Genomic DNA, 25,279 nt, shown 5'->3' with positions numbered 1-25,279 from the left:
TTTATGAATGATTTGAAATCCTGAAGTACAGAAAAGCAAATACAACAAATTTGGCCCAAGTCAATAAGTATTGAAGGGCGAATCACGAATGTTTAATACATCAAATTAAGAAGGTCTGGTGCAAGACTTGAATATCGCGTTTGACAAACGGTGGTGGGTACTCTTTGTAAGGAACATCTTTAGATGCCGTTCCTTCAAAAAGGTTGATGTACGAATAAACAAATGATGCAACAAAAACTTGTTGCTCAAATGTGAGTGTAGTGAAGTTATTTTTTAAATCTTCTTGTCCTTCAATGATAATTTGTTGATCGGAACAACAAGATTTCTTTTTCATTTCTGGATTTTCACAAGTTGATGTAACTTGCTCTTTTTCCATTCCACAATTTTCAGCCTTGTGAAAGAAAGAGTAATCTATTATAGCATCTCCACAATAATGCATATCAATAGTGAATGACATCGTAGAAAATAAAACTACGAAAGCCATTGAAATTGACATTATTTTATGAAATACCTTTTTCATCATTGCAAAATACGAAAATTTAACAGTTTTTATTGAATTTAACAGTACTTTAATTCGTGAAGATTAACGGTGTACAAGCTAATTATCTGCGATTTGTAGCGTAAAATCTATGAAAGCGATACTCAAATAATAGTAATTAAATGCTTTTAATGGCAAATAAGGATAATCTTTATTTTGATTAGCAAAACAGTAAAATGTTGTACACGAGGTATAAAAAAGCCATCGTGTTTCCAAATAGTTTTAATTGGATTCACTTGCTGTTGCTCGTTGATCCAGAGTAGAGGCAAGCGAGAACAATTTATTTAAAAATTTTAAAATTTAATTCTAATTTCTTTGTTTGCACCAATTTTCGCCAGTTGATAAAAAAAAGGCCAAAAATCATGAGCAATCCTAATGAAATGCTTGCAATAGATTGCCATGACACTAAATTTTCTAGGATGCTGCTAGCGTTTTCGGCAGCATATTTACCTAAATGTATGGCGATAGTATCACTAGTGAATTTGCCAATGAGAAATGCAGGGATAATATATATGGGTTTTATTTTTGAAATACCCGCTCCTATAAAGAGTGGCGTTGTGGGAAGCGGCAATAAGGAATAGGTAAGCACTACTAAAAAGCCTTTCCATTTGTTCTCATTCATTTTGTTTCCAAGATACTTGATGTCTTCATTTTTTGATTTCTTCAAGTATTTTTCAGATAACAAGGGGGTATATAAAAGAAGAATATACCTTCCTAAAACAGATCCTGCTACACCAATGATAATGACCCACCACACATTTAAATTAAAAACTATTTGAAGAAAAACCATGATGGTAAATGCGGGAGCTAATGGTAATGGAGTGATGTCTAATAACAAGGCACCCAAGAAAACTAATAAATAATGCCACCACATGTATTTTGATTTTTTATTTCTTTGGGCAAATTAGCTATTATTTATGTTAAAGCAAAGGTTTATAAGGCTTAGCTTATTTTAAAAAGAGCATAAACGCAATGATACATTATTATTTTCATCAAATAAAAGTAGCAGTATTACATCACCCAATCTTGACATGTACTGCCCAAAACATAAAAAATGCCTCACATTGCTATATACGCTTGTCTATTTTAGTGTCGGAAACTGGGTTAACGGTATGTCGCTCCTTGATCCAGAGTAGGATGGCTTTACTAAAAAAGCCCATCGCGTTTCACGCGATTACGTTTTTTTGTTTCAATAGTTTTGAGGAGAACTGGATTAACTCGCTGTCGCTCGTTTAACCAGGGGTAGGGGGAACTGGGTTAACTCGCTATTGCTCGTTGATCCAAGGTAGGGGGCTTTACTAAAAAAGCCCATCGCGTTTCACGCGATTACGTTTTTTTGTTTTATCACATGCTTAAGCATAAATGCTACGCATATTTTAAAACAAAAAAGCCGATTGCATAGCAATCTGCTTTCTTAGTAGTGGGAACTGGATTCTTTCCTTCGTTGCACTGCGGAAAGGGCCTTGGGGTGGCTTTACTAAAAAAGCCATCGCGTTTCACGCGATTACGTTTTTTTGTTTCCTAAAATTCTTAAGAATAAATGCTACGCATTTTAGGAAACAAAAAAACCGATTGCTTAGCAATCGGCTTTCTTAGTAGCGGGAACTGGACTCGAACCAGTGACCTTCGGGTTATGAGCTTAGTCTTTTACCAAATCAAATCCATTTAAAACCATTAGAAATCAATTACTTATGAATTTTTAATATTTTTTAATATCATTTAAATTCAATTAAAATCAAATTATTCTGTACTTATTCTGTACTAGTTTTTTGTATCTTTATAATTCAAAAAAAGTTTGTTATGGCTAATATTAAGATTGTTCTTCGCAAAAATATGATGAAAAAGGATGGAACGATTCCTTTGGCCATAAGAATTAGCGCAAACTATAAGACTAATTATAAGTGGCTTGGTCAATATATTTTCGAAAAGGATTGGGATAAAATTAATGGTCAAGCAAAAAGGAGTCATCCAAACTACCAAATGTTAAACAACTTTTTACTCAAAAAGTTAACTGAAGCAAATGACATTTATCTAAGCAATAAAGATGAAAACATTACTACTAGACAAGTTAAGCAAAAATTAAAAGGACCAGGTGGTTCTAAGTCTTTTTTTGCGATTGCAGCTCAAAGAATAAAGACAAAATATGATCGTAAGGTTTTTTCTGTTGCTAAATCTGAACTATCAATTTTATACAATATCGAAGAGTTTTTAAATCTGAGAATATCGTTAACAAAAAATGATGTTATTGAAGGTATTGCTAAACGAAGACGTGATAGGGTTAGTAAGGCAAGAAAGTCTGAATATTCTTTTATCGACGGTATTGAACATTTTCAAAAGAAAAAAGACTTGAAGTTTCAAGATATTAATCAGGCTTTTATAGAGCGCTATAAAACTTTTTGCTCTGCTTATCTAAATCAAAAAACGCGAACGATTTCAAACCAACTTATTTTTATCAGAACGCTTTTTAATGTTGCTATTAAAGATGGAGTTGTTTCTGCAAAATATTATCCCTTTGCAGGCGACAAAGAAAAAATTAGGCTGGGAACAAGTAATAAGATAGGACTGACTATTGAAGAAGTAGAAAGAATTGAAGCATTGAAGCTAGAACCGTATTCTTCAATCTGGCATACGCACAATGTTTGGTTGATATCTTTTTATTTTGCTGGTATTCGTATTTCGGATGTGGTAAAATTAAAATGGTCTGACTTCAAAGATAATAGACTTTATTACGTTATGAATAAGAACGAGAAGCCTTTAAGCCTTAAAGTTCCCGAAAAAGGGAAAACCATTCTAGACTTTTATAAAATAAACAGAAGAGATAATGGAGGCTATATTTTTCCGTTTTTAAAGGATGTGCGTTCGGATGATGATGAAGATCTTTTTACAAAAACCCGAAATGCCACTAAACTATTTAATAAGTTTTTAAGTAGGATTGCGGAACAATGTAATATTGACAAAAGCTTATCTAATCATATCGCGCGTCATACTTTTGGTAATATTGCGGGGGATAAAATCCATCCTTTAATGTTACAAAAACTTTATAGACATAGCGACTTAAAAACTACGCTGAATTACCAGGCAAACTTTATCCATAGGGATGCTGATGATGCTTTAGATAGTGTTATTAATTTTTAATTTAAACATAAATTTCTAATTAAAATTTGGATTAGACTGAATAGAGAAGGAATTTGTAGAATAGTTGACAAACACAAAAAATTGTCGATCGTTTGAACTTGTATTGCAGAGGAATTACTAAAAATGGTGCTACAAACTTAGTGCGTCATTCATTAGGAACTGATATTACGCTATCAAATGGCGTTATAACAAAATAAGTCAGTAAAATGTTAGGGCACACTTCAATTAAAACGACACAGCACTATGCTAAAGTTTTGGATAAGAAAATCGGTGAGGACATGGAGGGACTAATGGAAAGATATACCCACAATGCTTAATCTATTATTATGAATTTATTTATAGAATAAGATCAAAATAGTTTTTATTCTTGAAAGAAAGAACTCACTTCAACACCAATAGCTTTTGAAATTTTCAGCAAGGTAAGTGAAGTAACATTCTGTCTTCCATTTTCTATACTTGATAGATTGGATTTTTCCATCCTAATTATGGAACAAATATCCAATTGACTGAATCCCATTGCCTTCCTATTTTTTGCAATATTTTGCCCAATCATTTTAAGAAATTTCTTTTCCTTTTCATCCATATAAAGTTCAATTTCTATAAAAAAACACAACCAAAGGTTATGATATATCATAACCTTTGGTTAACTTTGGTTTATCTGGTTCCCAAAAATGGAAGTTATGAAGGCTAAATCACACAGAAAACTCTCTCACAAAATTGAATTATCACAACTTATTAAAAGTATAATTTCCTTGCATTCAGTATATGTGCTTGGATTTAGTGATCAAGAAATTAGACAAGAAAGTTATTTAAGCAATAGCGATTCAATAGTAAAAAATTCAGTCACCTATACTGTGGTTATTATTAGCTACAAGACCGTAACAAAAAAACCTATAGATTTTATGGAAGAAATCTATAATAAAACTAAGCAGAAAATTAAAGTATATCCTATATTTTACAACCTATCCAAGGTGTTAGAGAAACTAGATTTTGGAGATAATTTTTTAACCAGAGTAATCACACAAACTCCCTGTATCTATAAAGAAGACGAGGCACTTCAAAGATTCAATAAATTTGAGTTGTGTCTTCATCCAATCTATTATAGAAAGATAAAAGAAGAGTGGGTGATTCGCATGAAAAGAGCTGGCTACCTTTTTTCTTGTATAGATGTCGTTGAATTTAAGGAAGATTACACATCAAAAATAGCAGTGATGCATTATGGCATGGAACAAGTATGTTTAGCACTTTTAAGGGTTTTTTGGGAGCTAAAACCCCATCATTATTCGCTATCCTATTTACTACACTTATGTAGTAACTTTTCTACTCTACCAGAAACCATATTTCCCACAGAAACTTATGGTTTGCATCGAATAAAGTATATGGTTTGTAATGCCCATAACCTTTTAAGGTTTAAAAATAGTGAAGAGTTCTCAGCTCTAGACGCAGCAAAAGCTTTAAGAAGATGCACCGACTTTTACTATCAAGCAAAGGTAGAAGGGGAGCAGCACCTAGAATTTCTTTTAAAAACCAATGATGTGAAAGGAAGCAAGCTTACCAGTTAAAAAATGAAAAAAATGATAAAGAAAACAAACGCCAAAAAAATAAAGCAAGCCAAAAAATTAATTGAAAATTTCTCAGGAGTTCAAACAGAACTGTTTCGCCAGGGGACTAGAAAGACGATTGGTTTTGAAGTGTTAGATCATGAAGATATTACCCATAGTATTTCCGCACTTTTGGAAGTGTGTTATTATGCTTTGGATGGCAACGGTAGTTTTGTATCTCCCAAGCACAAAAACAAAACTCAAATGACTTCAGTGACTAAAGTATTAGAAATAGTGATAGACCTCTTACCGCATGAGCAAATGTTTTGCATGGATAAGCTCACAGAAATATTGGCTGATGAAAAGAAAAAAGAATTTGAATAGAAATGTATTGAAAACAAAAGAAATGAACGAAAAGAAAATTTTAAAAACACTTAAACAAAATAAGCACATTTAACAGAAAAGAGAGCCCCAGTACGTTACAAAATAGTAAACCTTGAAATTACAAAATACAGAGAATAAGGATGTACAGTTTTATCTAAGAGAAGTACGTACCATTGGCTAAAGTTTATTATAATAATATGGTCCCTACTTGGATAGCAAATTGTCCGAAAGAATTAATATGCATCCGATATGTCAAAATTTGCTAATACCATTTTGGAGGCACAATTTCAGACCGATGAAACGATGATAAAATGATTTCACATAAATCCCATTATTTAATGGGGTTTCGGAAGATTTTGAACAATTCTTGAAAGAGATGCTAATGAAAAAGAAAAAAACACCTTACTAATTATACTTTTTTTTGATGAAACGATGATATATAGTGTTAAGACTAGTAAAAATAGGGGTTTAGGCCGTCATCGTTTTGTCATCATTTTGTCATCAAAAAATTAGGTTGATACAAATTGGTGTTAGATGATAAGATATGGATAAGAAATCAACAATAGCATCACAGTGTAAAAAAGTCTAAACATCTTTTCAAAAATACGCCGACAAAACTTAAGTACTTTCGAGAAGAGCAACAGAAAAAGAAGTTTCGTTTCTAGGTCCGTTCTTCCCAGGTAGCTAGGCCTTTTTAAAGGTAAGCAAAAAAATCAATAGATGGCTCGAATAAGGCCAAGGTATAAGCGTTTATATCATCTATCCTGTCTGTACATCAATATTCTATAGATAGTCCTTTAGAGCTCATTAAAAAAAACAATTGTAAATTCTTTTTTTCTTCATCAGCACTTAATTTAAGTGGAAATCAATTTCTTAAAACATCCCAACACATTCATTAAAATACTAATCTATGTTACTAATTAGAGGAGAAACAAAAAATTGCCATAGATCAATTTGTTATTGATAAATCACCCTACATATAAAGATAGGTATGAGATTGAATTTTGAATTAAAAAACGCCATACTTAAAGACTCTAAGGTAATAATTGGCTTTATTCTTTAAATACTTAACCTTTAAGGTTCTTCTTAAAAATTAGTAGTAATTTTATTTTTGTAAGATTTGACATACAATTATCATATGTTCACAACAATTTTAATCCAAATATTGAAAAAAAATATATTTTGTCAAGGAATCTAAAACCAACCAACTATGTACTCAAAAATTTATGTTATTGATGACGAGGATATACTCATTATGATGCATCGCATGATACTCAATAGAATGGGGCTAGGGGATAGGGTAATTAGCTTTACTAATCCAGAGGAAGCTTTAGATCATTTACGTTTTAATGAAAACAAATCAGAGTCTATACTGGTCTTGTTAGATATCAATATGCCAGAGATGACTGGTTTCGAATTCTTAGAATTTATGGTGCTTGAGAATTTACCAACCACTATTGATGTAGCTATCGTTACGTCCTCTATTTCTAATGAAGACAAATTCCTAGCTAAGACTTTTCCACAGTTTGTTATAGACTTTATAAGCAAGCCTTTAAGTATTGAGGTAACAAACAAAATAGTAACGAAGAATAAAACAAGTTTTTAAACTTGAATATTGTTAGCTAGTCTCCATTAGTTATCATATCAAATTGAAGTTTTTCAATTGAGAAATTCTAATTTTGTCTCATCAATTTCCCCTATTATTGAAATTTAAGTGGAAAATAGACTCCTTGAACGACCATTTTTTTCTTTAAATGGTAATGACAATGTTGCTTAACCAAAGATTACCAATTTTGGTCGAAACATTGAGCTAAGCTTAAATAATAAATAGAAATTTGCTGAAAATATATGCAGCAAACATGAAGACGCTTTTACTTATTAAAGAAATTTACTATGAAGGATTTAAAAATCTTGGCAGTTATATAGTTAAACACTCCTTAAAGGTTCTTACTTGGTTCACCTTGGGTATTTTTCTAGTTGTTCTTTATGGATTTTTATATAGGTTATTAACGGGCTTCGCCTTTGTCTAGTATTAGAAATGAATAATGAAAGTAACGAGGATAGAGCGTTAATTATAATAGGTAGTATGTTTATTCTTTCCATGCTGATAACCATAATTTTAATGACTATCGGTTTAGATTAAAAAATATTCCAAACGTATCAGACCGCATGTAAATTAAGTTAAGAGTTTGGGGTTTACTTTTTTTATCCAGAGCATCACCCTTTTTTAAGCTTCATTGAAAGCATCCTAAAAGATAAACTGAAAAGCTTAAGGGTTTTGATTCCATTTACTTCTTTCAGAGCCTATCGCATTCCCTTTTTGATATAGATTATCTATAAAGGATTTAGAATTAGGAAAGGGCTATAAATAGTGTAACGTTTTATGCGCCCGCTAATTTAAAATCCTATACGTTTATAATCAAAAAGGGAAGGCATCCAATTAATTATAAATCAAACCTCTTTGAAGTTAGCATCGAGATCTACCACTAAAAAGGTGGTTAAGCGAACGTAAGTCAAAAAGAAATTTCCCAAAAAAAATATTTAAACTCAAATTACTTTTTGACTTGTGTTCAAGACCTTTTTACGAACCCTTATTTTGCTGAAACGAAGTGTAAGTAAATAGGGGTGAGCACTAAACTAAATTTTAAATTCGTAAATTAGAATTAATGGCTGTCATGTTTTTTAGGGAAGCCAACAAAAATGAGAGGCCAACATCTAATCCCCAATTGATAAGCTGGGAGGCTATAGAAAAACTCCTATAGACAAACGATTAAATACTGTGATAAAAGCATTAAATTTAGAATATCTACCGAGCTAGCACTATGAAGCGTTTTGGAAAATTAAGAGTGTAAACTTAATTTTTTAGTAAAAAATTGATTGATTTTACTGGGCTAGGCGTATTTATTAGTAAAAAACGGATTTTTAAATCTGCTTAAATACTTCTTAATCTTCAAAAGAGCCTAAAACTCAACAAACTTTATTAACAGCCTAGCTTTTTACGGAAAAATAGATTGATTTTATTGGCTTACGAGCATTTTTCCGTGAAATATGGTTGGTATTCAATTTATTTATAGGGGTGAAACTACTGAAAAACAGGAAATTAAAAAACGTAACATCGCTTTAGCGTGTTACCCTCTTGCTTTTTCCTTAATATATCTTTTTAGTTAGTATGTTGTTCTTGTTATACTAAATTATGAATAAGCCCAAACATCTTTTCTTTTGGGAAAACTTTAAAAGTTATCAATGTCGAATTCTTAAATTAAAATAATTTGATAGAACCAAAATCATGGATCTTTATATGCTTAGACTATAAATTCTATTGATTCTTGATAAGTTTAAAACTCCAAGGGCAGAAATTTAAATTTTGCATATACGCTTGTTTTTGAACTATAACAACTTTTTTTACACCCTTATCTAAAATAGGTAAATAGCCATAATCGTAACAAAAAAAATAAGTACCTGTACTAAATGGGAAAATGTGGGTGAATAAATCAAATTTGAATCCTAGTTTAGTCAACACTTCTTTATCTACTGTGCTTTTACCACTAGGACAAAAATGAGCCATTAAACTTCGATTACTTCGTAATAGACTATTTATAGTTTGAATTTCGAGTTCATGGGGTGCTTTATTCGTATTGTGAAAAGTACTTCTACATTGCGTGTCGCAAAACTTTTTATCTGACCGACCTTTTAATTCCTTATTACAGGCTTGACAATATCGCATTTATCATAGTTTTTTAATCGTTTATATACGTATATAGACGCTTATAAAACTAAATATACTAATTTTTTTAGTCAATTTTATGGCATGAGCGGTTTACCAGTTATCAGCATTAAAAGAGAGGGCTTGAAAAATCAAGACCTCATTTTTATTTCCTTTAAATATAATGAGGATTTAATTTCAGTTATAAAAGAAACAAAAAGGTTTAGATGGAATGTTTCAAAGCGCTGTTGGTATCTACCTTTTTCTAATTCTAATGTAGATTTAATACACCAAATTTTTGGTGCTATCACAATTATAAATATTGATCAATCTATTTACCAAACTTCTAAACAACCAGTTAAAAAAATTAATCGGGTTATATCAGAGGAGAATAAAGAAATTATTAGGGGGTATGTATCTTATTTGAGGGGAAAACGTTATAGCGAAAGCACAATTAAAACCTACTTTACTTTTATTGCTGATTTCTTTGATTTTGTTAATCTTATACCTTTAGAGAGACTTTCCAATAGAGATGTTGAATTGTTTATAGAAAAGGTATTTATACCTCGGAATTATAGTATAAGTACACATAGGCAATTTATAAGCGCTCTAAAATTATTTGTTGTTTTTTATCCTGTTATCAGAATAGATAATCTAATACTTCATAGACCCAAGAAATCACGGTTATTACCTACCATACTTTCAAACGAAGAGATTATTTCCATACTTAGATGCACAAAAAACTTAAAACATCGTGCAATCATAGCTATGATTTACTCAGCTGGATTACGGATAAGTGAACTTTTGAATTTGAAATTGAATCATATTGATATTCAAAGAAGGCAAATTATGGTAAAGGACAGTAAGGGTAGAAAGGACAGAAATGTTATATTGGCTCAAAGTTGCATCCCTTTAATTTTAAATTATCTAGACACTTATAAACCAAACTTGTATTTTACTGAGGGCAAGCCGTCAGAAAAATACAGTGCAGAAAGTGTAAGAGCATTTTTAAAGCGTTCCTGTAAAATTGCGAAGATCACTAAAAGTGTAACTCCTCACACACTCAGGCATAGTTATGCCACACATTTATTAGAAAACGGTATAGATTTACGATATATTCAGGAGTTATTAGGGCATTCAAAACCAGAAACTACAATGATTTACACCCATGTTTCTAAAAAGGATTTATTGCGAATTGAAAGTCCATTGGACATAGCGATTAAAAAAATTACTAAGGCTGAGAATATTGAAAATGAAAATAGACTTTCACAGCACCATTTATAAATATTCCAATTAAATCTACCTCATATAAACTTAGGATAAAATATTTTTAAGAGAATTATATCTGTGCTAAACTAGTGAATTTGAAATAATAAATTAAAAACATATATTTAGGCTAAATTTTGAAATACAATAATCTCTAAACATTAACGGTTATTACGTTTATCCCGAAACATAAACCTATAAACAGAATATTATATAGAGATATAACTAGTTGTATTTAATAAGATCAGCCTTTTGGGTTCCAAATACTCTTTTTCGGACGCTATTAAGCTAAGAGTAGTACAATTTTTAAAATACTGAGGAATGGAACTTTGAATAAAGTTTCGTTTCAAACTGATTCGATTGACATCGTTGAGAGTTTCACTATCAAAACGTTGGGAACGTATATCAGTTTGATGAAGGTACTGGAAATTTTTGACATAGTCAAGTGATTTACAGATCCTGAGGGTATTATAAAAATTGGAGTGAGTGGAGTTTGGAAATAATAGCGACCGTTTTTTGATGACGATGCCTTATCAGTCTGGGTTGATAAAGCACATAATAAAAAAAGCAAAAGATATATGGAGCGCTTTTAATGTGGCGGCTGACTGACATCGTATTTAAAAAATGTATATTTACTAATGAATAAATACTAAACACAACAGCACATATACGGCATTAAAACGCCGCATATCTGCATACGTTATCTTTAATGCTGACCAAAAATATAAAAGTTTCCATATAATTCAACTTTTTTATTTATATTTGTCTTATAAATGGGCACATAAACAGAATGGAGAAAAGATTTGAAGTCGTTTTTCTTGAACAGGCTATTGATTTTATGTCAAAGGTCGACAAGAAAGCAAAAGCGAAGATTTACTATAATCTAGACAAGGCCACATTTGGACTTGACCCGAAATTGTTCAAAAAACTAACGGACGACATTTGGGAGTTTAGAACAAAATATGGAGGACTTCAATACCGACTTTTCGCATTTTGGGACAGGACTGGAAAAACCGAAACGCTTGTGATTTCTACGCATGGAATGGTCAAAAAAACGGACAAGGTTCCTAAAGCTGAAATCGAAAAAGCAAAGCAGATTCGGACGGAATATTTCGAGCAATAAAAAATAAAGTTATGGCAACAAAGAATAAAAAGATGAAAATGATGACCCTTGAACAAATGAAGGACAAGGACATTGGAAAAATCGGAACGGCGGATAGGGACAAGTATGAATTCGATTTGCGAATGGAGGTTTTGGGCGAAATGATTAAGTCTGTGCGAAAAGAACGGAAATTGACCCAAGAACAACTTGGTGAATTGATTGGAGTTCAAAAGTCACAGATTTCTAAACTGGAGCGAAGCGCAAAAAACGTAACGATTGAAACTATTTTAAAAGTGTTTAACGCACTAAAGGCAAATATAAAGTTCAGTGTACAAATGAATGACTCGGAATTCAAGGTTGCGTAAAAAGCACTAAAGATAACAATGGCTATAGCAAATAGAGCGCTAAGTGCTGAATCTATTGGCTTGGTCTTGTTTACGATGTCCCCCAAATCTTTTGATTTGGCTTTTAGAGTAGATAAAATAAAAACAAAATGCAAAAGCTTTGGCTACGCGCTTGGCGGAAAGATAAGTGCTTATCACCTGCCCTACGTGCCATAGCCGCAACGTTGTATTTAATAAGATCAGCCTTTTGGGTTCCAAATACTCTTTTTCGGACGCTATTAAGCTAAGAGTAGTACAATTTTTAAAATACTGAGGAATGGAACTTTGAATAAAGTTTCGTTTCAAACTGATTCGATTGACATCGTTGAGAGTTTCACTATCAAAACGTTGGGAACGTATATCAGTTTGATGAAGGTACTGGAAATTTTTGACATAGTCAAGTGATTTACAGATCCTGAGGGTATTATAAAAATTGGAGTGAGTGGAGTTTGGAAATAATAGCGACCGTTTTTTGATGACGATGCCTTATCAGTCTGGGTTGATAAAGCACATAATAAAAAAAGCAAAAGATATATGGAGCGCTTTTAATGTGGCGGCTGACTGACATCGTATTTAAAAAATGTATATTTACTAATGAATAAATACTAAACACAACAGCACATATACGGCATTAAAACGCCGCATATCTGCATACGTTAGGCACAAGCTAAAAAAAAATCAATTAAGTTACCGTTATGGTAACTTTTTTTGTACTTTTGTTATAAATTACATGATTTGAGAGTAATAGCGAAACGGACTTTAAGGGATTTCTGGACAAAGCATGCGGATAGTGAACAACAATTGACCGCCTGGTACAGGGAAACTGAAAAATCTGAATTTAAAAACTTGAATGAGCTGAAAATCGAGTATCCGAGCGCAAGCATATTAAAGGACAATCGAATTGTTTTCAACATAAAAGGCAACCGATACCGTTTAATCGTAAAATTTAATTTCGAGTATCAAATCTGTTGGATTCGCTTTGTTGGAACGCATGCCGAATATGACAAAATAAACGCAAACGAAATTTAAGATGAAAATAGCACCTATTAGAAACGAAAAAGACTATCAGAGCGCAATAAAGCGACTCGAACTAATTTTCGATGCCACAAAAGGCAGCGAAAATGGAGACGAACTCGAAATTCTATCGATTTTAATCGACCGATACGAAAATGAAAACTTCCCCATAGGAATGCCAGATCCTATTGAGGCCATCAAATTCCGAATGGAACAAATGGGAATGAAACAAAAGGACTTAGCAGAGGTCGTGGGATTTAAAAGCAGGGTAAGCGAAATTTTGAGCAAAAAGCGCAAACTGACTTTGGACATGATAAGAAAAATTAATACGACATTGCATATTCCAACGGAAGTTTTGATACAAGACTATTAAAGAAAAAAAAGCCTGTGCCTAACAATACCTATAGCAAATAGGGCGGTAAGCTTCGAATTCATTGGCTTGGACCTGTTCGCGAAGTCCACCAAATCTTTTGATTTGGCTTTTAGAATAGATAAAATAAAAACAAAATGCAAAAGCTTTGGCTACGGGCTTGGCGGAAAGATAAGTACTTATTACCTGCCCTACTTGCCATAGCCGCAACGTTAGCAACAAGCTAAAAAAAATCATATTTAAATAAATTCAGAACTGAATATTGGAATACATTAATCAAATTATTGATTGGACAAATGAAAATAGTGGATTTCTTTCGCTAGTATTATTTGCAGCAACTATTCTATTTGGTTGGTTGAGCGGACTTTTTAACTCGTTAATCAAAAAACCTAAGCTAAAAGTTCGCTTCATTTCTAAAGTATGTTTTTACAGTACTTTCTATGTAGATGAAAAACACGAACCTAAAGAAGGAGAAATATATGATGTTCACAAAACAGGCTTTGTAATATATGCTTCAATTTCTAATGTAGGTAATATGCCAACTGCAATAGATAAAATTTACATCGGATATAAAAAGAATAAGAAATTTAGTCTGTTTGAAAGAAGAAAGTTTATCTGGCTAGCTCAATGGCATTCATTTACGCCTTTTAAAACAAAAATGAAAAATGACTCTGACTTGATTTATCAATCTTTAAGAATCAAAAATTTTCCGACTGACAACGCAAATGATTATTTACGTATTGGTGAATCAATCACAGGGACGGCATATTTTGAACAAGTTAAAGCTTGGGGAAATTTTAGTCCTTTACAAAATGACGACAAATCAACTGATATCAAACTCAAGATTATAGATGTTTATGGAAGGAAATTCATTTTCGATTATAAATTAGAATATCTTGAATTGGAAAAAGCTCGAGAGTTAAATGAAAATTTTGGGAATATTGAATATTTATCCTCCTAAAAAAAAGCCTGTTGCTAACACAACCTATAAACAATACGGGCTTAGAGCTTAATCGAAAGGTTTGTGTATATTTATGAAGTCCGCAAAATCTTTAGGATTTTGCTTTAAACAAGGAAAAGAAAAAACAAAACAAAAAGATTTCGCTATGTGCGTGGCGGAAAGCAAACGCTAGTTTGCTCCCGTACTGTTCATAGCCCAACCGTTAGCATACATATGAGAAACACACTTTTGATAATATTATTCACTTCATTTTTCATCCAATCTTATTCACAAGATTTTGGAGAAATAAAACTTGACTCAAAACTTCAAGTTCAATATTCTGACACAATACAGAACATTGGAGAAAGAATAAGTGGAAAGTGGAAATATCTTGGAAAAAGAAAAGGCGGAATTTTGAGCGATACGTTATATGTGAGTTTTAGCAATAACAAAAAGACGACAGTTATCGTGGAAAATGGAATCGTTTTTGAAATAGCAAACGGAAAAAGAAAAAAAGCGGATTATTATTCAGAAACGACTTATGAATTTAAAAACGGAAATGGATTTTACACAAGTGAAAAAAAATATCTAAAAAGTGACATTATTGAAATTACTAGTTGCCAACCAATTCCTGAATTAATTTTTTATAAGAAAAAGTTCGGAATTCTTTTTATTGGAATGGCTGGACAAAATTTTGAACCAATTCGTGAATTAAACACTAATAATCTGATTTTCGAAAACGGAGAAGAATATCAAAAAATTGAATAAATACGTATGCTAACACCGTATATAATTTATTGCTAGAGCTAGCCTACTTACGAAAATCCTCTCGGATTTTCTATTCGGTTTTTATTTGCTAAATTACGTGCTAAACCACGCAACAAACCATATACAAACACGTTGTATTTAATAAGATCAGCCTTTTGGGTTCCAAATACTCTTTTTCGGACGCTATTAAGCTAAGAGTAGTACAATTTTTAAAATACTGAGGAATGGAACTTTGAATAAAGTTTCGTTTCAAACTGATTCGATTGACATCGTTGAGAGTTTCACTATCAAAACGTTGGGAACGTATATCAGTTTGATGAAGGTACTGGAAATTTTTGACATAGTCAAGTGATTTACAGATCCTGAGGGTATTATAAAAATTGGAGTGAGTGGAGTTTGGAAATAATAGCGACCGTTTTTTGATGACGATGCCTTATCAGTCTGGGTTGATAAAGCACATAATAAAAAAAGCAAAAGATATATGGAGCGCTTTTAATGTGGCGGCTGACTGACATCGTATTTAAAAAATGTATATTTACTAATGAATAAATACTAAACACAACAGCACATATACGGCATTAAAACGCCGCATATCTGCATACGTTGTAGCCAATTTGAGAAATGAGAATTCGTCTAGAAAAGAAAAATAGAGTAACAACAGATTTTGTCGAAATTGTAATTGATAAGGAAATTATGAATGTTCGACAAGGGAAAGTAAAAAAAACTGGCGGACCTTCCTGGGGAAAGCATTGTGGAACAAAGGAAAATGCCATTCTTGAGGCGAATAAAATAAAACAAGAATTTATTGAAAAAAAATATATTGAAGTAAGGTCAAAACAAAGACCGAACGATTTTAATGGAGTTTTTGACAAAGCAAAGTGGCATTTTAGAGGAGAGTTTCCTGATGAACTTGATATTTTTCAAGGATATGTTCATACTGGATTTTATCTAACTTGGATTATTGAAAAAGGGCTGTATGATACGAACGGTGACAAATTCTTAAATTCGGAAATTGAGAAAGTCAGAAAAAGAGAAACAACAGGAGCTGAATTCTTTGAGCGGAATCTTGATGGAGTATTAATGGACGATGATTTAATGGAATTAGGTAATGAATTCACTTATAATTATTATGAAAAAGGCAAATTTTTAAAGGATTATTCTGAAATATTACTTGCCGATTTGCCAACTTTGTATCACGTTCAAGATAATTGGGCAAACTACGAGAAACTTTTACCTGTTTTTGAAAAAAGATTTAAAAAATGGAAAAAATCTAAAAAACCAAAATGGTGGAAGTTTAATTAAAAAACTGGCTACAACAACGGCTATAATTCATTGTGGCGGAATTTTCCACTGAAAATTCCTATCTTTCAATCATCGCTTGGTTATCGCGGAATGGTCCTCGCGGACAATTCCACAACGAAACCATAGCCAAACCGTTGTACACAAGCTGAAAGCAGCCGCATATTTTAGCACTTTCGGTTTTTCCCACCACATAATTCCAACGCTCTAAAAACCAAAAGAGCTAAAATTTCCCAACGCTGAAATGCTAACTTTAGTATGTAGTAAGAACAAAAGTATAAACTTACTTTGTGCTAACTATAGTATACTCAATGAACGCAGAATTATCACAGAATTTCGGTAAAATTATTAGAGAACTTCGAAAAGAAAAAAAACTTTCTCAAGAAGAATTAGGATTTCAATCCAATCTTCATCGAACATATATTGGAATGATTGAAAGAGGAGAAAAAAATATTACTCTTGAAAATATTGAGAAATTGTCAAAAGGACTTGATGTATCTATGAAATTAATTTTTGAAAAATTAAATAAAATACATCAATGAAAATTTCGTTTTTAGGACAAGGAATAGAACCTACATCAAAAAATGCTGTTGGGAATTTATTAGTTAAATATTTAAAAGAAAAAAAGTTCAACTCATTTACTGGTTTTTCTGCTTTTGCAAGTGAAGCAGGAATATATGGTTTATCAGGTCACATAAATTCTGCTAAAAAGAACTTTAAAAATTTAACCATTATTGTTGGAATTGACCAAGGCGGAACCTCGAAAGAAGCTCTTGAAGAAATTTTAAGCTTAAATATTGAAAGTTATATTTTCTATCAAAAGGAAAACCCAATATTCCATCCAAAGTTTTATTTATTCGAAGGAACAAATGACGTAAAAATAATTCTAGGTTCATCAAACTTGACTGGAACTGGATTATTCACAAATATAGAAAGTTCACTTCTTGTAGAGTTTAATCAAACTGATAAAGATGGATTGGCTCTATTGTCAGAATTAAAGACATATTATAAGTCTCTTTTAAATTTTACTGACCCAAATATTTTTAAAATAGACAACAAAGTCATTAATAATTTTTTTCTTGATGGAATTGTACCAGACGAAGCAACAAGAAAAAGAAATTACTCAAAAGGGAATTCTACTTCTACTGGAAAAAAGGTAAATAAATCAAAAGTTCCTAAAAGAAGTGTTCCAAAAGTACCTTCTAGTATATTTCCGAGTAAAAGCAAAAAATCTAAATCTGCAACAGTAGTTCCAATTGCAGCAACAGTTCCAGTAACAACTGTTACAACAAGTAAGAATTTAGTTTGGAAAAAATTAAAGTTAAGCAATAGTGATGCTCAAGATGTACCAGCAGGAACTGCAATTACTGGAAATTTAAAACTAGCACAAGCTCGATTTAAGTTAGGAACAACAGTAATTGACCAAAAGACTTATTTTAGAAATCAAGTATTTAATAAACTAAATTGGGTAAAAACAAAACCTCATAGTGCAACATACGAGGAAACATTTGGTGTATTTGACATTTCAATTTCCGGAAAACCAATTGGGAAATTCACATTAAAATTAAGCCACGATTCTTCTAGAGTAGCAGGACAAGGTAATACACCAACTTGGCTTCATTGGGGACGAACTGTTATTCCTGTTTTACAAAAAAGCAGTCTTTCTGGCAAGACATTAAACTTATATGAAGTAAATAATGACTTCTTAATTGATATTGTATAAAAAACCTAAAAAAAATATAGCTAGTTCGAATGACATTTGTATATTTGGACTGAAGTTGTCCAAAATATTATGCAATTAGAAAAATCATTCGGAGAAACAATTAGAGATTTACGCACTGAAAATCATCTAACATTACGAGAAGTTGCAGAACATTTAAAAATTGATACTTCAATGCTTGGAAAGATTGAAAAGAATAATCGAAATCCATCGAAACAATTCATAAAGGATATTTCAATTTTATTTAGCATTGATGAAGATTTATTAACTGTAGCTCATTTAAGTGATACAGTTGCATATTCAATTTTAGAAGAGGAATTAGCAACTAAAGTTTTAAAAGTTGCAGAAGAGAAAATCAATTATTACAATAAAAATAAAGCCAACAAATAATGCAATTAATTAAAGAAGCATCAGACGAAAAATTAAGAGGTGGTTTTTATACACCTGAACCAATTGCAGCATTTATTTTAAAATGGGCTTTTAATGGAAATAAAGAATTAGACATTTTAGAACCAAGTTGTGGAGATGGTGTTTTTTTAAAAGAAATTCAAAAAGAAAACTACGAATACAATTCAGTTACTGCAATTGAATTTGATGAAGTTGAAGCTGAAAAATCAGAAGCTATTGGTTTAAATAAATCGTCTGTAATTAATGAAGATTTTCATAAATATTGTATTAATACAGAGAGGAAATTTGATTTAATTATTGGAAATCCACCATATATTAGATATCAATATTTCGATAAGGAACAACAACAATATGCAGCAGATATTTTTAATAAGGCAAGTTTAAAATATTCAAAATTAACGAACGCTTGGGTTTCATTCGTTGTTGGTTCATCTCTACTTTTAAAAGAAGAAGGTAAAATTGGTTTCGTTTTGCCAGCGGAAATTCTTCAAGTTTCTTACGCTCAACCTTTGAGAGAATTTTTAGCACATTTCTATAACAAAATAAACATTGTTTCTTTTGAGAAACTTGTGTTCCCTAATATTCAACAAGAAGTAGTTTTATTACTTTGCGAGAAAAATAACTCTAATTCTCATTTAATTGAACATCTAGAATTAAGAGATGCAGAAGAACTTAAAAATTTAGATGTTTCTAAATTAAAAAGTCCTAAAAAGAAAATTGATTTCAAATCAAACAAGTGGACTTTTTACTTTCTTGAGCAAAAGGAAATTGACTTTCTAGAGAGACTTCAGTCTGACAAAAAATTCAATCAATTAGGGAAATTTGCAAAAGTAGAAGTAGGAATTACAACAGGTTCGAATCCATTTTTTACAGTTCCACTCTCAACAGTACAATTCTATAATCTAGAAAAATATGCAAAACCATTAGTTGGTAGAAGCGTACAAGTTCCTAGTGCAATCTTCACAACTAAAGATTGGAATAGAAATAGAGATAAAGAAGCTAGAACGCATTTTCTATCTTTTCCAAAAATGGCAGACTTAAATGGTTCTATTGGTGCAAGAGATTACATTAATTGGGGAGAAGACGAAAAAATTAATGAAGGATATAAATGCAGGATAAGAGAGGAATGGCAAATTGTACCATCACAAAGAATCTCTGAAGCTCTTTTTATACGTAGAAACAACAAGTACCCAAAATTAATTATAAACGAAGCTAAAGCGTTTACAACAGACACAATGCATCGTGTTACAATAAAACCTAAATTTGAATTAAAGGCTTTGACAGCTAGTTATTATAATTCTTTATCATTAGCATTTACAGAAATTTGTGGAAGAAGTCACGGAGGAGGTGTTTTAGAATTAATGCCAAATGAAGTAGAAAGAATTCTGTTACCTTACAATGAAAATAACTCTGACTTACTTCCTCTTATTGATAAAATGATAAGAGAGAAGAAAGACATTTCGGAAATTTTAAAAATAACGAATCAAAAAATACTGAAAGAAAATTACGGACTTTCTGACTCTGAAATTGAATTAGCTCATAGTATCTGGAAAAAACTATCAAATAGGAGATTGAACAGAGGGAAATAAGCCAACTCTAAAAGCCATACACATTTACAATTCGCTTCAGCCAATACACAAGCCCAAAATTGCAAAAGAGTATGTCTTTGCCAACGCTAGCAAGTTTGCGGAAAGAAAAAGCCAGTGTACAACAACGTGTATAAAACATAGCTATTATAGGCTTTCCGAGAGGTTTTTGTATATTTACAAAGTACGCCAAATTTTTTATTTGGTTATATTTATAAAAGAAAATTAAACATAAAAATAAAAAATTCAGCTCGTGCTAAATCCGAAAAGTTAGCGTCTATTTATACGCTACGTTTCATACACAAGACCGTTGGCTACAATTTGAGAAATGAAAACCCAAGAAAAAATATCGAACGAAAATGGAAATTGGTATATCGTTGAGATTATCGAAAAATACGAACCCGTTATCCGAAATGAAAAACAAGATTTACGGAGAGTAACAACTTGGGGGAATCATCATCTTATTAAAGCGGACTCACCCGAAAAAGCATTTGACAAAGCCGTAAAACTAGGAAAAGAGAAAAATTATAAATTCATTAACTCTGACCAACAAGAAATGGAATCGATTTTTGTCGGAATAGGAGAATTACTTCCAATCTATGAGGACATTGAAGATGGAGCAGAATTAATGTGGAATGATTACGGATTTATTAGTAATCGGAGGACTATGAGAATGCCTTATAAAAAAAAGGAACTTATGGAATTAATAAAACCGAAACAAAAATTGACTGAAAATGGGAAATAAACGAAAAGGTCAATTGACAACCGATTCTGAATGGCACAAACATTTGAGGAAAATTGGAAAAAGGTTTTTCTGGAAAGGAGAACGTATTGCCGAAAAGAAATTGATTGAGGAAAATTTAACAGAATTTAAAACGGAACGAAATAAAAAACTGTAGCCAACACCGTATAAAATTAATGTGGGTTTTTATGGTTTAACCCAAAGTTTTGGTTTCTTTATTGTGTCGCTTATTCTTATTTATTTATTTTTAGTCCGACAAAGATAAAAACACAAAATAAGTATAAGCTTGTGGCTCGGCTGACAATTTAATCATTGTCTACCTCCCACACTAATCTTATACAAAACCGTTGGGCACAAGTAAACTGAAAATGGAAAGTTTATGAAAAATGAGTTAAAATCATTAAATTAGAATATGATTTTAGATACTAAAAGACTTATTGGTTGGATTGTCTTTGTGATTTGCACTTTACTAATTCCGTTTATTGCAATGAGATTTACTGATGAAATAAACTGGGACTTGACCGATTTCTTAATAATGGGAATTGTATTGATCGGAATAGGAATCGCCTATGAAATTGTCTCGATAAAATCAAAAAAAACCACCTATAAAATGGCTTTTGTAATAGGACTTTTGGGTGCCTTTTTGCTATTCTGGGTGAACGGTGCTGTGGGAATTATAGGCAGTGAAAACCAAGATGCCAATCTTTTGTTTGGTGCAGTTTTTTTGGTAGGTCTGGTAGGTGCTCTGATTTCTCGATTTAAGGCCAAAGGAATGTCAAAAACTTTATTAGTTGCATCTGTTGTTCAAATGATGGTACCAATGATAGCAATAATTATTTGGCCACCATCAGAAATTTCATGGTCACCAAGTGTGCCTGGAGTTTTTTTATTAAGCGGATTTTTTGCTTTTCTGTTTTATTTATCGAGCATGCTATTTAAGCGCTCTGCGAACAATCAATTGAATTTGCACTAAACAAATAAAAAACCTGTGCCCAACAACGGCTATAATTAATGCGGGCTTTGGTGTTTAGTTCAGTGCTTTGAGTATATTTATAAAGTGCGCAAAATCAGTTTGATTTTGCTTTGAAAGCTAAAAATTAAAACAAAAAAAACTGCTTTTGCTTAGTGCTTAGTTGGAAATCCGTCGGATTTCTGCCCCGCACTAATCATAGCCCAAACGTTGTATTTAATAAGATCAGCCTTTTGGGTTCCAAATACTCTTTTTCGGACGCTATTAAGCTAAGAGTAGTACAATTTTTAAAATACTGAGGAATGGAACTTTGAATAAAGTTTCGTTTCAAACTGATTCGATTGACATCGTTGAGAGTTTCACTATCAAAACGTTGGGAACGTATATCAGTTTGATGAAGGTACTGGAAATTTTTGACATAGTCAAGTGATTTACAGATCCTGAGGGTATTATAAAAATTGGAGTGAGTGGAGTTTGGAAATAATAGCGACCGTTTTTTGATGACGATGCCTTATCAGTCTGGGTTGATAAAGCACATAATAAAAAAAGCAAAAGATATATGGAGCGCTTTTAATGTGGCGGCTGACTGACATCGTATTTAAAAAATGTATATTTACTAATGAATAAATACTAAACACAACAGCACATATACGGCATTAAAACGCCGCATATCTGCATACGTTATGTGCAACTTAAGACATACTGACAATCATAATTTTTCTAGTTTAGCAAAACCTACTGTCTTTCTATAATTATCGGGAGAAACACCTACTTTCTTCTTGAAAAACCTACTAAAATAAAATTCATCGTCATACCCAAGATTAGCTGCGATTTGTTTCAAAGGTTTTGAGGTTAAATATAGTTCGCGTTTAGCCTCTATAATAATTCTATTAGAAATTAACGAACTAGGTGTTTGCTGTAAATATTTTTTCACAATTCCAGCCAATGTTTTAGTGCTAACACATAAAACATCTGCATAATCTTTCGGAGAGTGTAACTCAGAATAATTCTTCTCAATAGAATCTACTAAATTTTGCAATATTTCAGATTGATCATCAGAAAATTTTGGCACTATATCTTTATTGGATTGTTTTTTTTGTCTCACAGCTTCTATTAAAAACACCTTTAAAAAAGCCACAAGAACCTCATGCTGAGCAATAGAATCTCTATCCATTTCTTTTGAAATTTGATCTATAAGGTTAAAAAACAACGCTTCTTCAGAAATTTTAAAATGTGGTAATCCATGAAAGTTGTTAAAAAGAATGCCCTCTGTTTCAATTTCATTTTGATGTCGATATGTGCAAAAAAAGTCAGGGTGAAAATTTAATAACCAGCCTGAACAAGACTCTTCAGAAGAAATCATAAATGGTTGATAAGGTGACAAGCAAATCATTTGGTTGCCTTGTAATTCATAATTAGAAACATCTACTTTTAACTTGTAATTGTTTCCTTTTAGTAAAATAATAGAATAATAATTTTTTCGCTGTAAATGGTCAAATTGATTAAGATTTTCAAACCTTTCTAGTCTAAATGCCAGTTCACCATTTTGCTTATCAATAATAATTTGAGCCATAAGAGTCTATTTCTTCTTTAATGTTACGTATTAAAAGAAAGGAGTGTTTGTTACACTCCTTTCTAAAGATAACAATTATTTCGAAGCTATGATGTCTATTTTTTGAATTGCTGATGCTTCAAAACCATCTAAAAGAACAGGCGCATTTTCCATAAGTGCTGCTGCAACTTTCCCTGTTAAATGTGTATCTCTACCAGAATCATCTGCAAAAGTATCAAAGATTGCATATGTAGTAGCATCTATTTTTATAGCATACCAAGATAAAGTTTTTGGCTCGTCACCAACTAATTGTTTGCCGACATTAAGGAAGTTTTCAACATCTGTTGTCTTTGCTTCTTTAGATTTCATAATAACAAGCAAACCCTTGTTTTGCAATCCGGATTTATGATTAGATGCTAATACATCTACTGCTTGAATATCTGTGCTAGGATCAAAGTTCTCTAATAAATCACCTGCATTTGCTAATAATGCCTTCGCAACTTCGCCTGTTAAATGTGCTTGTCTTCCTTCTTCTACTTCAAAAGTATCATAAATACCAAAAGTATTATTATCTATTTGAAAGGCAAACCAAGATACTGTTTGAGGTTCTTGATTTACTAATGCTAATCCACCAAGTAAGAAGCTTTTGACGTCTTGTTCTTTTCCTGTTTTTGCTTTCATAATTACTAATAATCCGATAGTTTCTTTTTTTGTACTGTTCATAATGTTTGTGTTTTTAGATTTTGAAAATGTTTGAATTGTAAATCCTAGTAGAAAAACTAGGAATGCTAATTTTAATGGAACTTTAGTTTTCATCGTTTCTTGTTTATTTGTTACAGTGCAAATTTGAGACGAAACAAAAGACTATGGAATGGATGTTTATTACTAACGCATGGACAATTTTCAAAAAAAGCAATACTATTGAATCCAGTATGCACATAACAAAGTACTGTGGTAAAAAACAAGTAAAATGATATTAATTTTTTACTAGAATACTTCTATAAGTATCGTCATATATCAATCCTGATTTAGCAATTGCAAAGGCTTGTTTTAAGACCTTATTACATACCGCAATTAAAGCTAGTTTTTTGCTCTTTCCTTTAGCCACTATGCGCTGATAAATATCTCGACAAGCTTTGTTGTATTTACAAGCATTAAAACTGCACATAAATAATAAATTACGCAGCTTTTGATTACCTATTTTACTAATTCTACTTCGTCCGTTTACACTACTACCACTCTTTCTAATTACAGGGGTTAAACCCGCATAACTACATAACTCACTTCCACTTTTAAAACGATCAAAACCATCGGTTAAAACAATTAACATCACAGCTGTTTTGTTCCCTATGCCTGGTATAGTTTTTAGGCGGGTTAAAACATCTTGATGATTCTCTTTTACCATTTCAAGTAATTTATCTTCTAAGGTTTTTAGTTCTTTTTTCACGTGCTTTAAACTTCGTTTTAAAGAATTTACAACCACCTTACTCAGATTCCCTAATACAGCCTCTCCGTGCAGTTTGTTTTTTAACATCGTGCTCTGTTTTGTATATACAGAAAGGAGTCTCGTCATTTGCAAGCATTCTGTTTGATGTTTAGAATTACCCTCCCAAAGTTTTAATTCTACCTATTTAGCATATTTTACGAGTTTAAATTGCGGTTATATTGTATGATAATAAACTTCCCTTAGGAAGGAATAGGGTTGCAGCTTAGTAAAATTTATTATTCGACCTTGTAATTCATATGGATTATAGACAAAAAGAAACATTTAATATTAAAAACTATTGACTTCTGAGTTTGACTTTATTCTGTACTTATTCTGTACTAGGTAGAATAAAAAAAGCCTCTCAATTTCTTG

At 31.8% G+C, this 25,279-nt stretch carries 26 protein-coding genes and 1 pseudogene; 20 read left to right on the top strand and 7 right to left on the bottom strand.

Going from position 1 to position 25,279, the window contains the following annotated elements:
• Positions 1 to 100: 100 nt before the first annotated feature.
• Both GQ45_RS07935 and GQ45_RS07930 read right to left on the bottom strand, forming a co-directional pair.
• Entirely contained in the window at positions 101 to 520 is a 420-nt protein-coding gene (locus tag GQ45_RS07935) for a hypothetical protein (protein ID WP_047416532.1), read from the bottom strand.
• A gap of 298 nt (positions 521 to 818) precedes the next feature.
• On the bottom strand, positions 819 to 1,412 hold the full coding sequence (locus tag GQ45_RS07930; protein WP_047416531.1) for a hypothetical protein: 594 nt from the start codon (positions 1,410 to 1,412) through the stop codon (positions 819 to 821).
• Positions 1,413 to 2,338: 926 nt separating this feature from the next.
• Here GQ45_RS07930 and GQ45_RS07925 point away from each other — a divergent pair.
• On the top strand, positions 2,339 to 3,673 hold the full coding sequence (locus tag GQ45_RS07925; RefSeq protein ID WP_047416528.1) for a phage integrase SAM-like domain-containing protein: 1,335 nt from the start codon (positions 2,339 to 2,341) through the stop codon (positions 3,671 to 3,673).
• A gap of 361 nt (positions 3,674 to 4,034) precedes the next feature.
• Here the strand turns inward: GQ45_RS07925 and GQ45_RS07920 are convergent, their stop codons facing one another.
• Positions 4,035 to 4,307 (bottom strand): helix-turn-helix domain-containing protein, encoded by a 273-nt coding sequence (locus GQ45_RS07920; RefSeq protein WP_231555170.1) that lies wholly within the window; start codon positions 4,305 to 4,307, stop codon positions 4,035 to 4,037.
• Between the two features lie 46 nt (positions 4,308 to 4,353).
• Between GQ45_RS07920 and GQ45_RS07915 the strand changes: the two genes are divergently transcribed.
• The 4 genes from GQ45_RS07915 (at position 4,354) to GQ45_RS18365 (ending at position 7,628) form a co-directional block, all read left to right on the top strand.
• A complete protein-coding gene (locus tag GQ45_RS07915) occupies positions 4,354 to 5,235 on the top strand; it encodes a hypothetical protein (protein ID WP_156125383.1) in 882 nt (293 codons plus the stop codon).
• 12 nt (positions 5,236 to 5,247) lie between these two features.
• Positions 5,248 to 5,598 (top strand): hypothetical protein, encoded by a 351-nt coding sequence (locus GQ45_RS07910; RefSeq protein WP_156125381.1) that lies wholly within the window; start codon positions 5,248 to 5,250, stop codon positions 5,596 to 5,598.
• A 1,210-nt stretch (positions 5,599 to 6,808) separates the two neighbouring features.
• Entirely contained in the window at positions 6,809 to 7,204 is a 396-nt protein-coding gene (locus GQ45_RS07905; RefSeq protein WP_047416520.1) for a two-component system response regulator, read from the top strand.
• 253 nt (positions 7,205 to 7,457) lie between these two features.
• Positions 7,458 to 7,628 carry a DUF6747 family protein gene (locus GQ45_RS18365; RefSeq protein ID WP_369798282.1) on the top strand — a complete coding sequence of 57 codons (171 nt, stop codon included), beginning with the start codon at positions 7,458 to 7,460 and terminating at the stop codon, positions 7,626 to 7,628.
• A 1,286-nt stretch (positions 7,629 to 8,914) separates the two neighbouring features.
• Here the strand turns inward: GQ45_RS18365 and GQ45_RS07900 are convergent.
• A complete protein-coding gene (locus tag GQ45_RS07900; RefSeq protein ID WP_052188159.1) occupies positions 8,915 to 9,322 on the bottom strand; it encodes a hypothetical protein in 408 nt (135 codons plus the stop codon).
• Between the two features lie 84 nt (positions 9,323 to 9,406).
• Between GQ45_RS07900 and GQ45_RS07895 the strand changes: the two genes are divergently transcribed.
• The 15 genes from GQ45_RS07895 (at position 9,407) to GQ45_RS07825 (ending at position 21,872) form a co-directional block, all read left to right on the top strand.
• Positions 9,407 to 10,585 carry a tyrosine-type recombinase/integrase gene (locus tag GQ45_RS07895; protein ID WP_047416518.1) on the top strand — a complete coding sequence of 393 codons (1,179 nt, stop codon included), beginning with the start codon at positions 9,407 to 9,409 and terminating at the stop codon, positions 10,583 to 10,585.
• Positions 10,586 to 11,357: 772 nt separating this feature from the next.
• Entirely contained in the window at positions 11,358 to 11,690 is a 333-nt protein-coding gene (locus GQ45_RS07890; RefSeq protein ID WP_047416516.1) for a type II toxin-antitoxin system RelE/ParE family toxin, read from the top strand.
• Between the two features lie 11 nt (positions 11,691 to 11,701).
• Positions 11,702 to 12,034: a helix-turn-helix domain-containing protein gene (locus tag GQ45_RS07885; protein WP_047416515.1), complete on the top strand. Its 333-nt coding sequence runs from the start codon at positions 11,702 to 11,704 to the stop codon at positions 12,032 to 12,034.
• A 753-nt stretch (positions 12,035 to 12,787) separates the two neighbouring features.
• Positions 12,788 to 13,081 (top strand): type II toxin-antitoxin system HigB family toxin, encoded by a 294-nt coding sequence (locus GQ45_RS07880; protein ID WP_047414146.1) that lies wholly within the window; start codon positions 12,788 to 12,790, stop codon positions 13,079 to 13,081.
• 1 nt (position 13,082) lies between these two features.
• Positions 13,083 to 13,439 carry a type II toxin-antitoxin system HigA family antitoxin gene (locus GQ45_RS07875; protein ID WP_047414143.1) on the top strand — a complete coding sequence of 119 codons (357 nt, stop codon included), beginning with the start codon at positions 13,083 to 13,085 and terminating at the stop codon, positions 13,437 to 13,439.
• A gap of 259 nt (positions 13,440 to 13,698) precedes the next feature.
• Entirely contained in the window at positions 13,699 to 14,397 is a 699-nt protein-coding gene (locus GQ45_RS07865) for a hypothetical protein (RefSeq protein ID WP_047416512.1), read from the top strand.
• A gap of 147 nt (positions 14,398 to 14,544) precedes the next feature.
• Positions 14,545 to 15,144 carry a hypothetical protein gene (locus tag GQ45_RS07860; RefSeq protein ID WP_156125379.1) on the top strand — a complete coding sequence of 200 codons (600 nt, stop codon included), beginning with the start codon at positions 14,545 to 14,547 and terminating at the stop codon, positions 15,142 to 15,144.
• Between the two features lie 621 nt (positions 15,145 to 15,765).
• Positions 15,766 to 16,446, top strand: a complete 681-nt coding sequence (locus GQ45_RS07855) for a hypothetical protein (protein ID WP_052188158.1) — start codon at positions 15,766 to 15,768, stop codon at positions 16,444 to 16,446.
• Between the two features lie 308 nt (positions 16,447 to 16,754).
• On the top strand, positions 16,755 to 16,985 hold the full coding sequence (locus tag GQ45_RS07850) for a helix-turn-helix domain-containing protein (RefSeq protein ID WP_047416509.1): 231 nt from the start codon (positions 16,755 to 16,757) through the stop codon (positions 16,983 to 16,985).
• Positions 16,982 to 18,166, top strand: a complete 1,185-nt coding sequence (locus GQ45_RS17545) for a phospholipase D-like domain-containing protein (protein WP_052188157.1) — start codon at positions 16,982 to 16,984, stop codon at positions 18,164 to 18,166. The genes GQ45_RS07850 and GQ45_RS17545 overlap by 4 nt, the downstream gene beginning before the upstream one ends.
• 69 nt (positions 18,167 to 18,235) lie before the next feature.
• The gene (locus tag GQ45_RS07840) at positions 18,236 to 18,553 is read left to right on the top strand and encodes a helix-turn-helix domain-containing protein (RefSeq protein WP_047416508.1); all 318 of its coding nucleotides are present in this window, start codon (positions 18,236 to 18,238) and stop codon (positions 18,551 to 18,553) included.
• Positions 18,553 to 20,160, top strand: coding sequence for a class I SAM-dependent methyltransferase (locus GQ45_RS07835; protein ID WP_047416506.1), 1,608 nt, complete (start codon positions 18,553 to 18,555; stop codon positions 20,158 to 20,160). Before GQ45_RS07840 ends, GQ45_RS07835 begins: the two co-directional genes overlap by 1 nt.
• A 325-nt stretch (positions 20,161 to 20,485) precedes the next feature.
• Positions 20,486 to 20,902: a DUF4288 domain-containing protein gene (locus GQ45_RS07830; protein WP_047416504.1), complete on the top strand. Its 417-nt coding sequence runs from the start codon at positions 20,486 to 20,488 to the stop codon at positions 20,900 to 20,902.
• Positions 20,892 to 21,056 carry a hypothetical protein gene (locus GQ45_RS18010; RefSeq protein ID WP_156125377.1) on the top strand — a complete coding sequence of 55 codons (165 nt, stop codon included), beginning with the start codon at positions 20,892 to 20,894 and terminating at the stop codon, positions 21,054 to 21,056. Before GQ45_RS07830 ends, GQ45_RS18010 begins: the two co-directional genes overlap by 11 nt.
• A 255-nt stretch (positions 21,057 to 21,311) precedes the next feature.
• Positions 21,312 to 21,872, top strand: a complete 561-nt coding sequence (locus GQ45_RS07825) for a hypothetical protein (RefSeq protein ID WP_156125304.1) — start codon at positions 21,312 to 21,314, stop codon at positions 21,870 to 21,872.
• 706 nt (positions 21,873 to 22,578) lie between these two features.
• On the opposite strand, the gene GQ45_RS07820 is transcribed toward GQ45_RS07825, so the two are convergent.
• The 3 genes and pseudogenes from GQ45_RS07820 to GQ45_RS17805 all read right to left on the bottom strand — a co-directional run.
• Entirely contained in the window at positions 22,579 to 23,442 is an 864-nt protein-coding gene (locus GQ45_RS07820; protein WP_047416503.1) for a helix-turn-helix domain-containing protein, read from the bottom strand.
• 75 nt (positions 23,443 to 23,517) lie between these two features.
• Positions 23,518 to 24,237 carry a putative quinol monooxygenase gene (locus GQ45_RS18235; protein ID WP_052188156.1) on the bottom strand — a complete coding sequence of 240 codons (720 nt, stop codon included), beginning with the start codon at positions 24,235 to 24,237 and terminating at the stop codon, positions 23,518 to 23,520.
• Positions 24,238 to 24,397: 160 nt separating this feature from the next.
• Positions 24,398 to 25,048 (bottom strand): annotated as a pseudogene (locus tag GQ45_RS17805) (IS110 family transposase); the annotation flags it as partial.
• Positions 25,049 to 25,279: the final 231 nt, after the last annotated feature.

The sequence above is a fragment of the Cellulophaga sp. Hel_I_12 genome, assembly GCF_000799565.1.
In the GTDB taxonomy this organism is placed as follows: Bacteria; Bacteroidota; Bacteroidia; order Flavobacteriales; family Flavobacteriaceae; genus Cellulophaga.
This window is presented reverse-complemented; position numbering and strand designations above follow the sequence as displayed.

Excerpts from the sequence above, each read along its gene's own strand:
- GQ45_RS07935 (WP_047416532.1), bottom strand. The coding sequence starts at position 520 with ATGAAAAAGGTATTTCATAAAATAATGTCAATTTCAATGGCTTTCGTA.
- GQ45_RS07930 (WP_047416531.1), bottom strand. The coding sequence starts at position 1,412 with ATGTGGTGGCATTATTTATTAGTTTTCTTGGGTGCCTTGTTATTAGAC.
- GQ45_RS07925 (WP_047416528.1), top strand. The coding sequence starts at position 2,339 with ATGGCTAATATTAAGATTGTTCTTCGCAAAAATATGATGAAAAAGGAT.
- GQ45_RS07920 (WP_231555170.1), bottom strand. The coding sequence starts at position 4,307 with ATGATATATCATAACCTTTGGTTGTGTTTTTTTATAGAAATTGAACTT.
- GQ45_RS07915 (WP_156125383.1), top strand. The coding sequence starts at position 4,354 with ATGAAGGCTAAATCACACAGAAAACTCTCTCACAAAATTGAATTATCA.
- GQ45_RS07910 (WP_156125381.1), top strand. The coding sequence starts at position 5,248 with ATGATAAAGAAAACAAACGCCAAAAAAATAAAGCAAGCCAAAAAATTA.
- GQ45_RS07905 (WP_047416520.1), top strand. The coding sequence starts at position 6,809 with ATGTACTCAAAAATTTATGTTATTGATGACGAGGATATACTCATTATG.
- GQ45_RS18365 (WP_369798282.1), top strand. The coding sequence starts at position 7,458 with ATGAAGACGCTTTTACTTATTAAAGAAATTTACTATGAAGGATTTAAA.
- GQ45_RS07900 (WP_052188159.1), bottom strand. The coding sequence starts at position 9,322 with ATGCGATATTGTCAAGCCTGTAATAAGGAATTAAAAGGTCGGTCAGAT.
- GQ45_RS07895 (WP_047416518.1), top strand. The coding sequence starts at position 9,407 with ATGAGCGGTTTACCAGTTATCAGCATTAAAAGAGAGGGCTTGAAAAAT.
- GQ45_RS07890 (WP_047416516.1), top strand. The coding sequence starts at position 11,358 with ATGGAGAAAAGATTTGAAGTCGTTTTTCTTGAACAGGCTATTGATTTT.
- GQ45_RS07885 (WP_047416515.1), top strand. The coding sequence starts at position 11,702 with ATGGCAACAAAGAATAAAAAGATGAAAATGATGACCCTTGAACAAATG.
- GQ45_RS07875 (WP_047414143.1), top strand. The coding sequence starts at position 13,083 with ATGAAAATAGCACCTATTAGAAACGAAAAAGACTATCAGAGCGCAATA.
- GQ45_RS07855 (WP_052188158.1), top strand. The coding sequence starts at position 15,766 with ATGAGAATTCGTCTAGAAAAGAAAAATAGAGTAACAACAGATTTTGTC.
- GQ45_RS07850 (WP_047416509.1), top strand. The coding sequence starts at position 16,755 with ATGAACGCAGAATTATCACAGAATTTCGGTAAAATTATTAGAGAACTT.
- GQ45_RS17545 (WP_052188157.1), top strand. The coding sequence starts at position 16,982 with ATGAAAATTTCGTTTTTAGGACAAGGAATAGAACCTACATCAAAAAAT.
- GQ45_RS07840 (WP_047416508.1), top strand. The coding sequence starts at position 18,236 with ATGCAATTAGAAAAATCATTCGGAGAAACAATTAGAGATTTACGCACT.
- GQ45_RS07835 (WP_047416506.1), top strand. The coding sequence starts at position 18,553 with ATGCAATTAATTAAAGAAGCATCAGACGAAAAATTAAGAGGTGGTTTT.
- GQ45_RS07830 (WP_047416504.1), top strand. The coding sequence starts at position 20,486 with ATGAAAACCCAAGAAAAAATATCGAACGAAAATGGAAATTGGTATATC.
- GQ45_RS18010 (WP_156125377.1), top strand. The coding sequence starts at position 20,892 with ATGGGAAATAAACGAAAAGGTCAATTGACAACCGATTCTGAATGGCAC.
- GQ45_RS07825 (WP_156125304.1), top strand. The coding sequence starts at position 21,312 with ATGATTTTAGATACTAAAAGACTTATTGGTTGGATTGTCTTTGTGATT.
- GQ45_RS07820 (WP_047416503.1), bottom strand. The coding sequence starts at position 23,442 with ATGGCTCAAATTATTATTGATAAGCAAAATGGTGAACTGGCATTTAGA.
- GQ45_RS18235 (WP_052188156.1), bottom strand. The coding sequence starts at position 24,237 with ATGAAAACTAAAGTTCCATTAAAATTAGCATTCCTAGTTTTTCTACTA.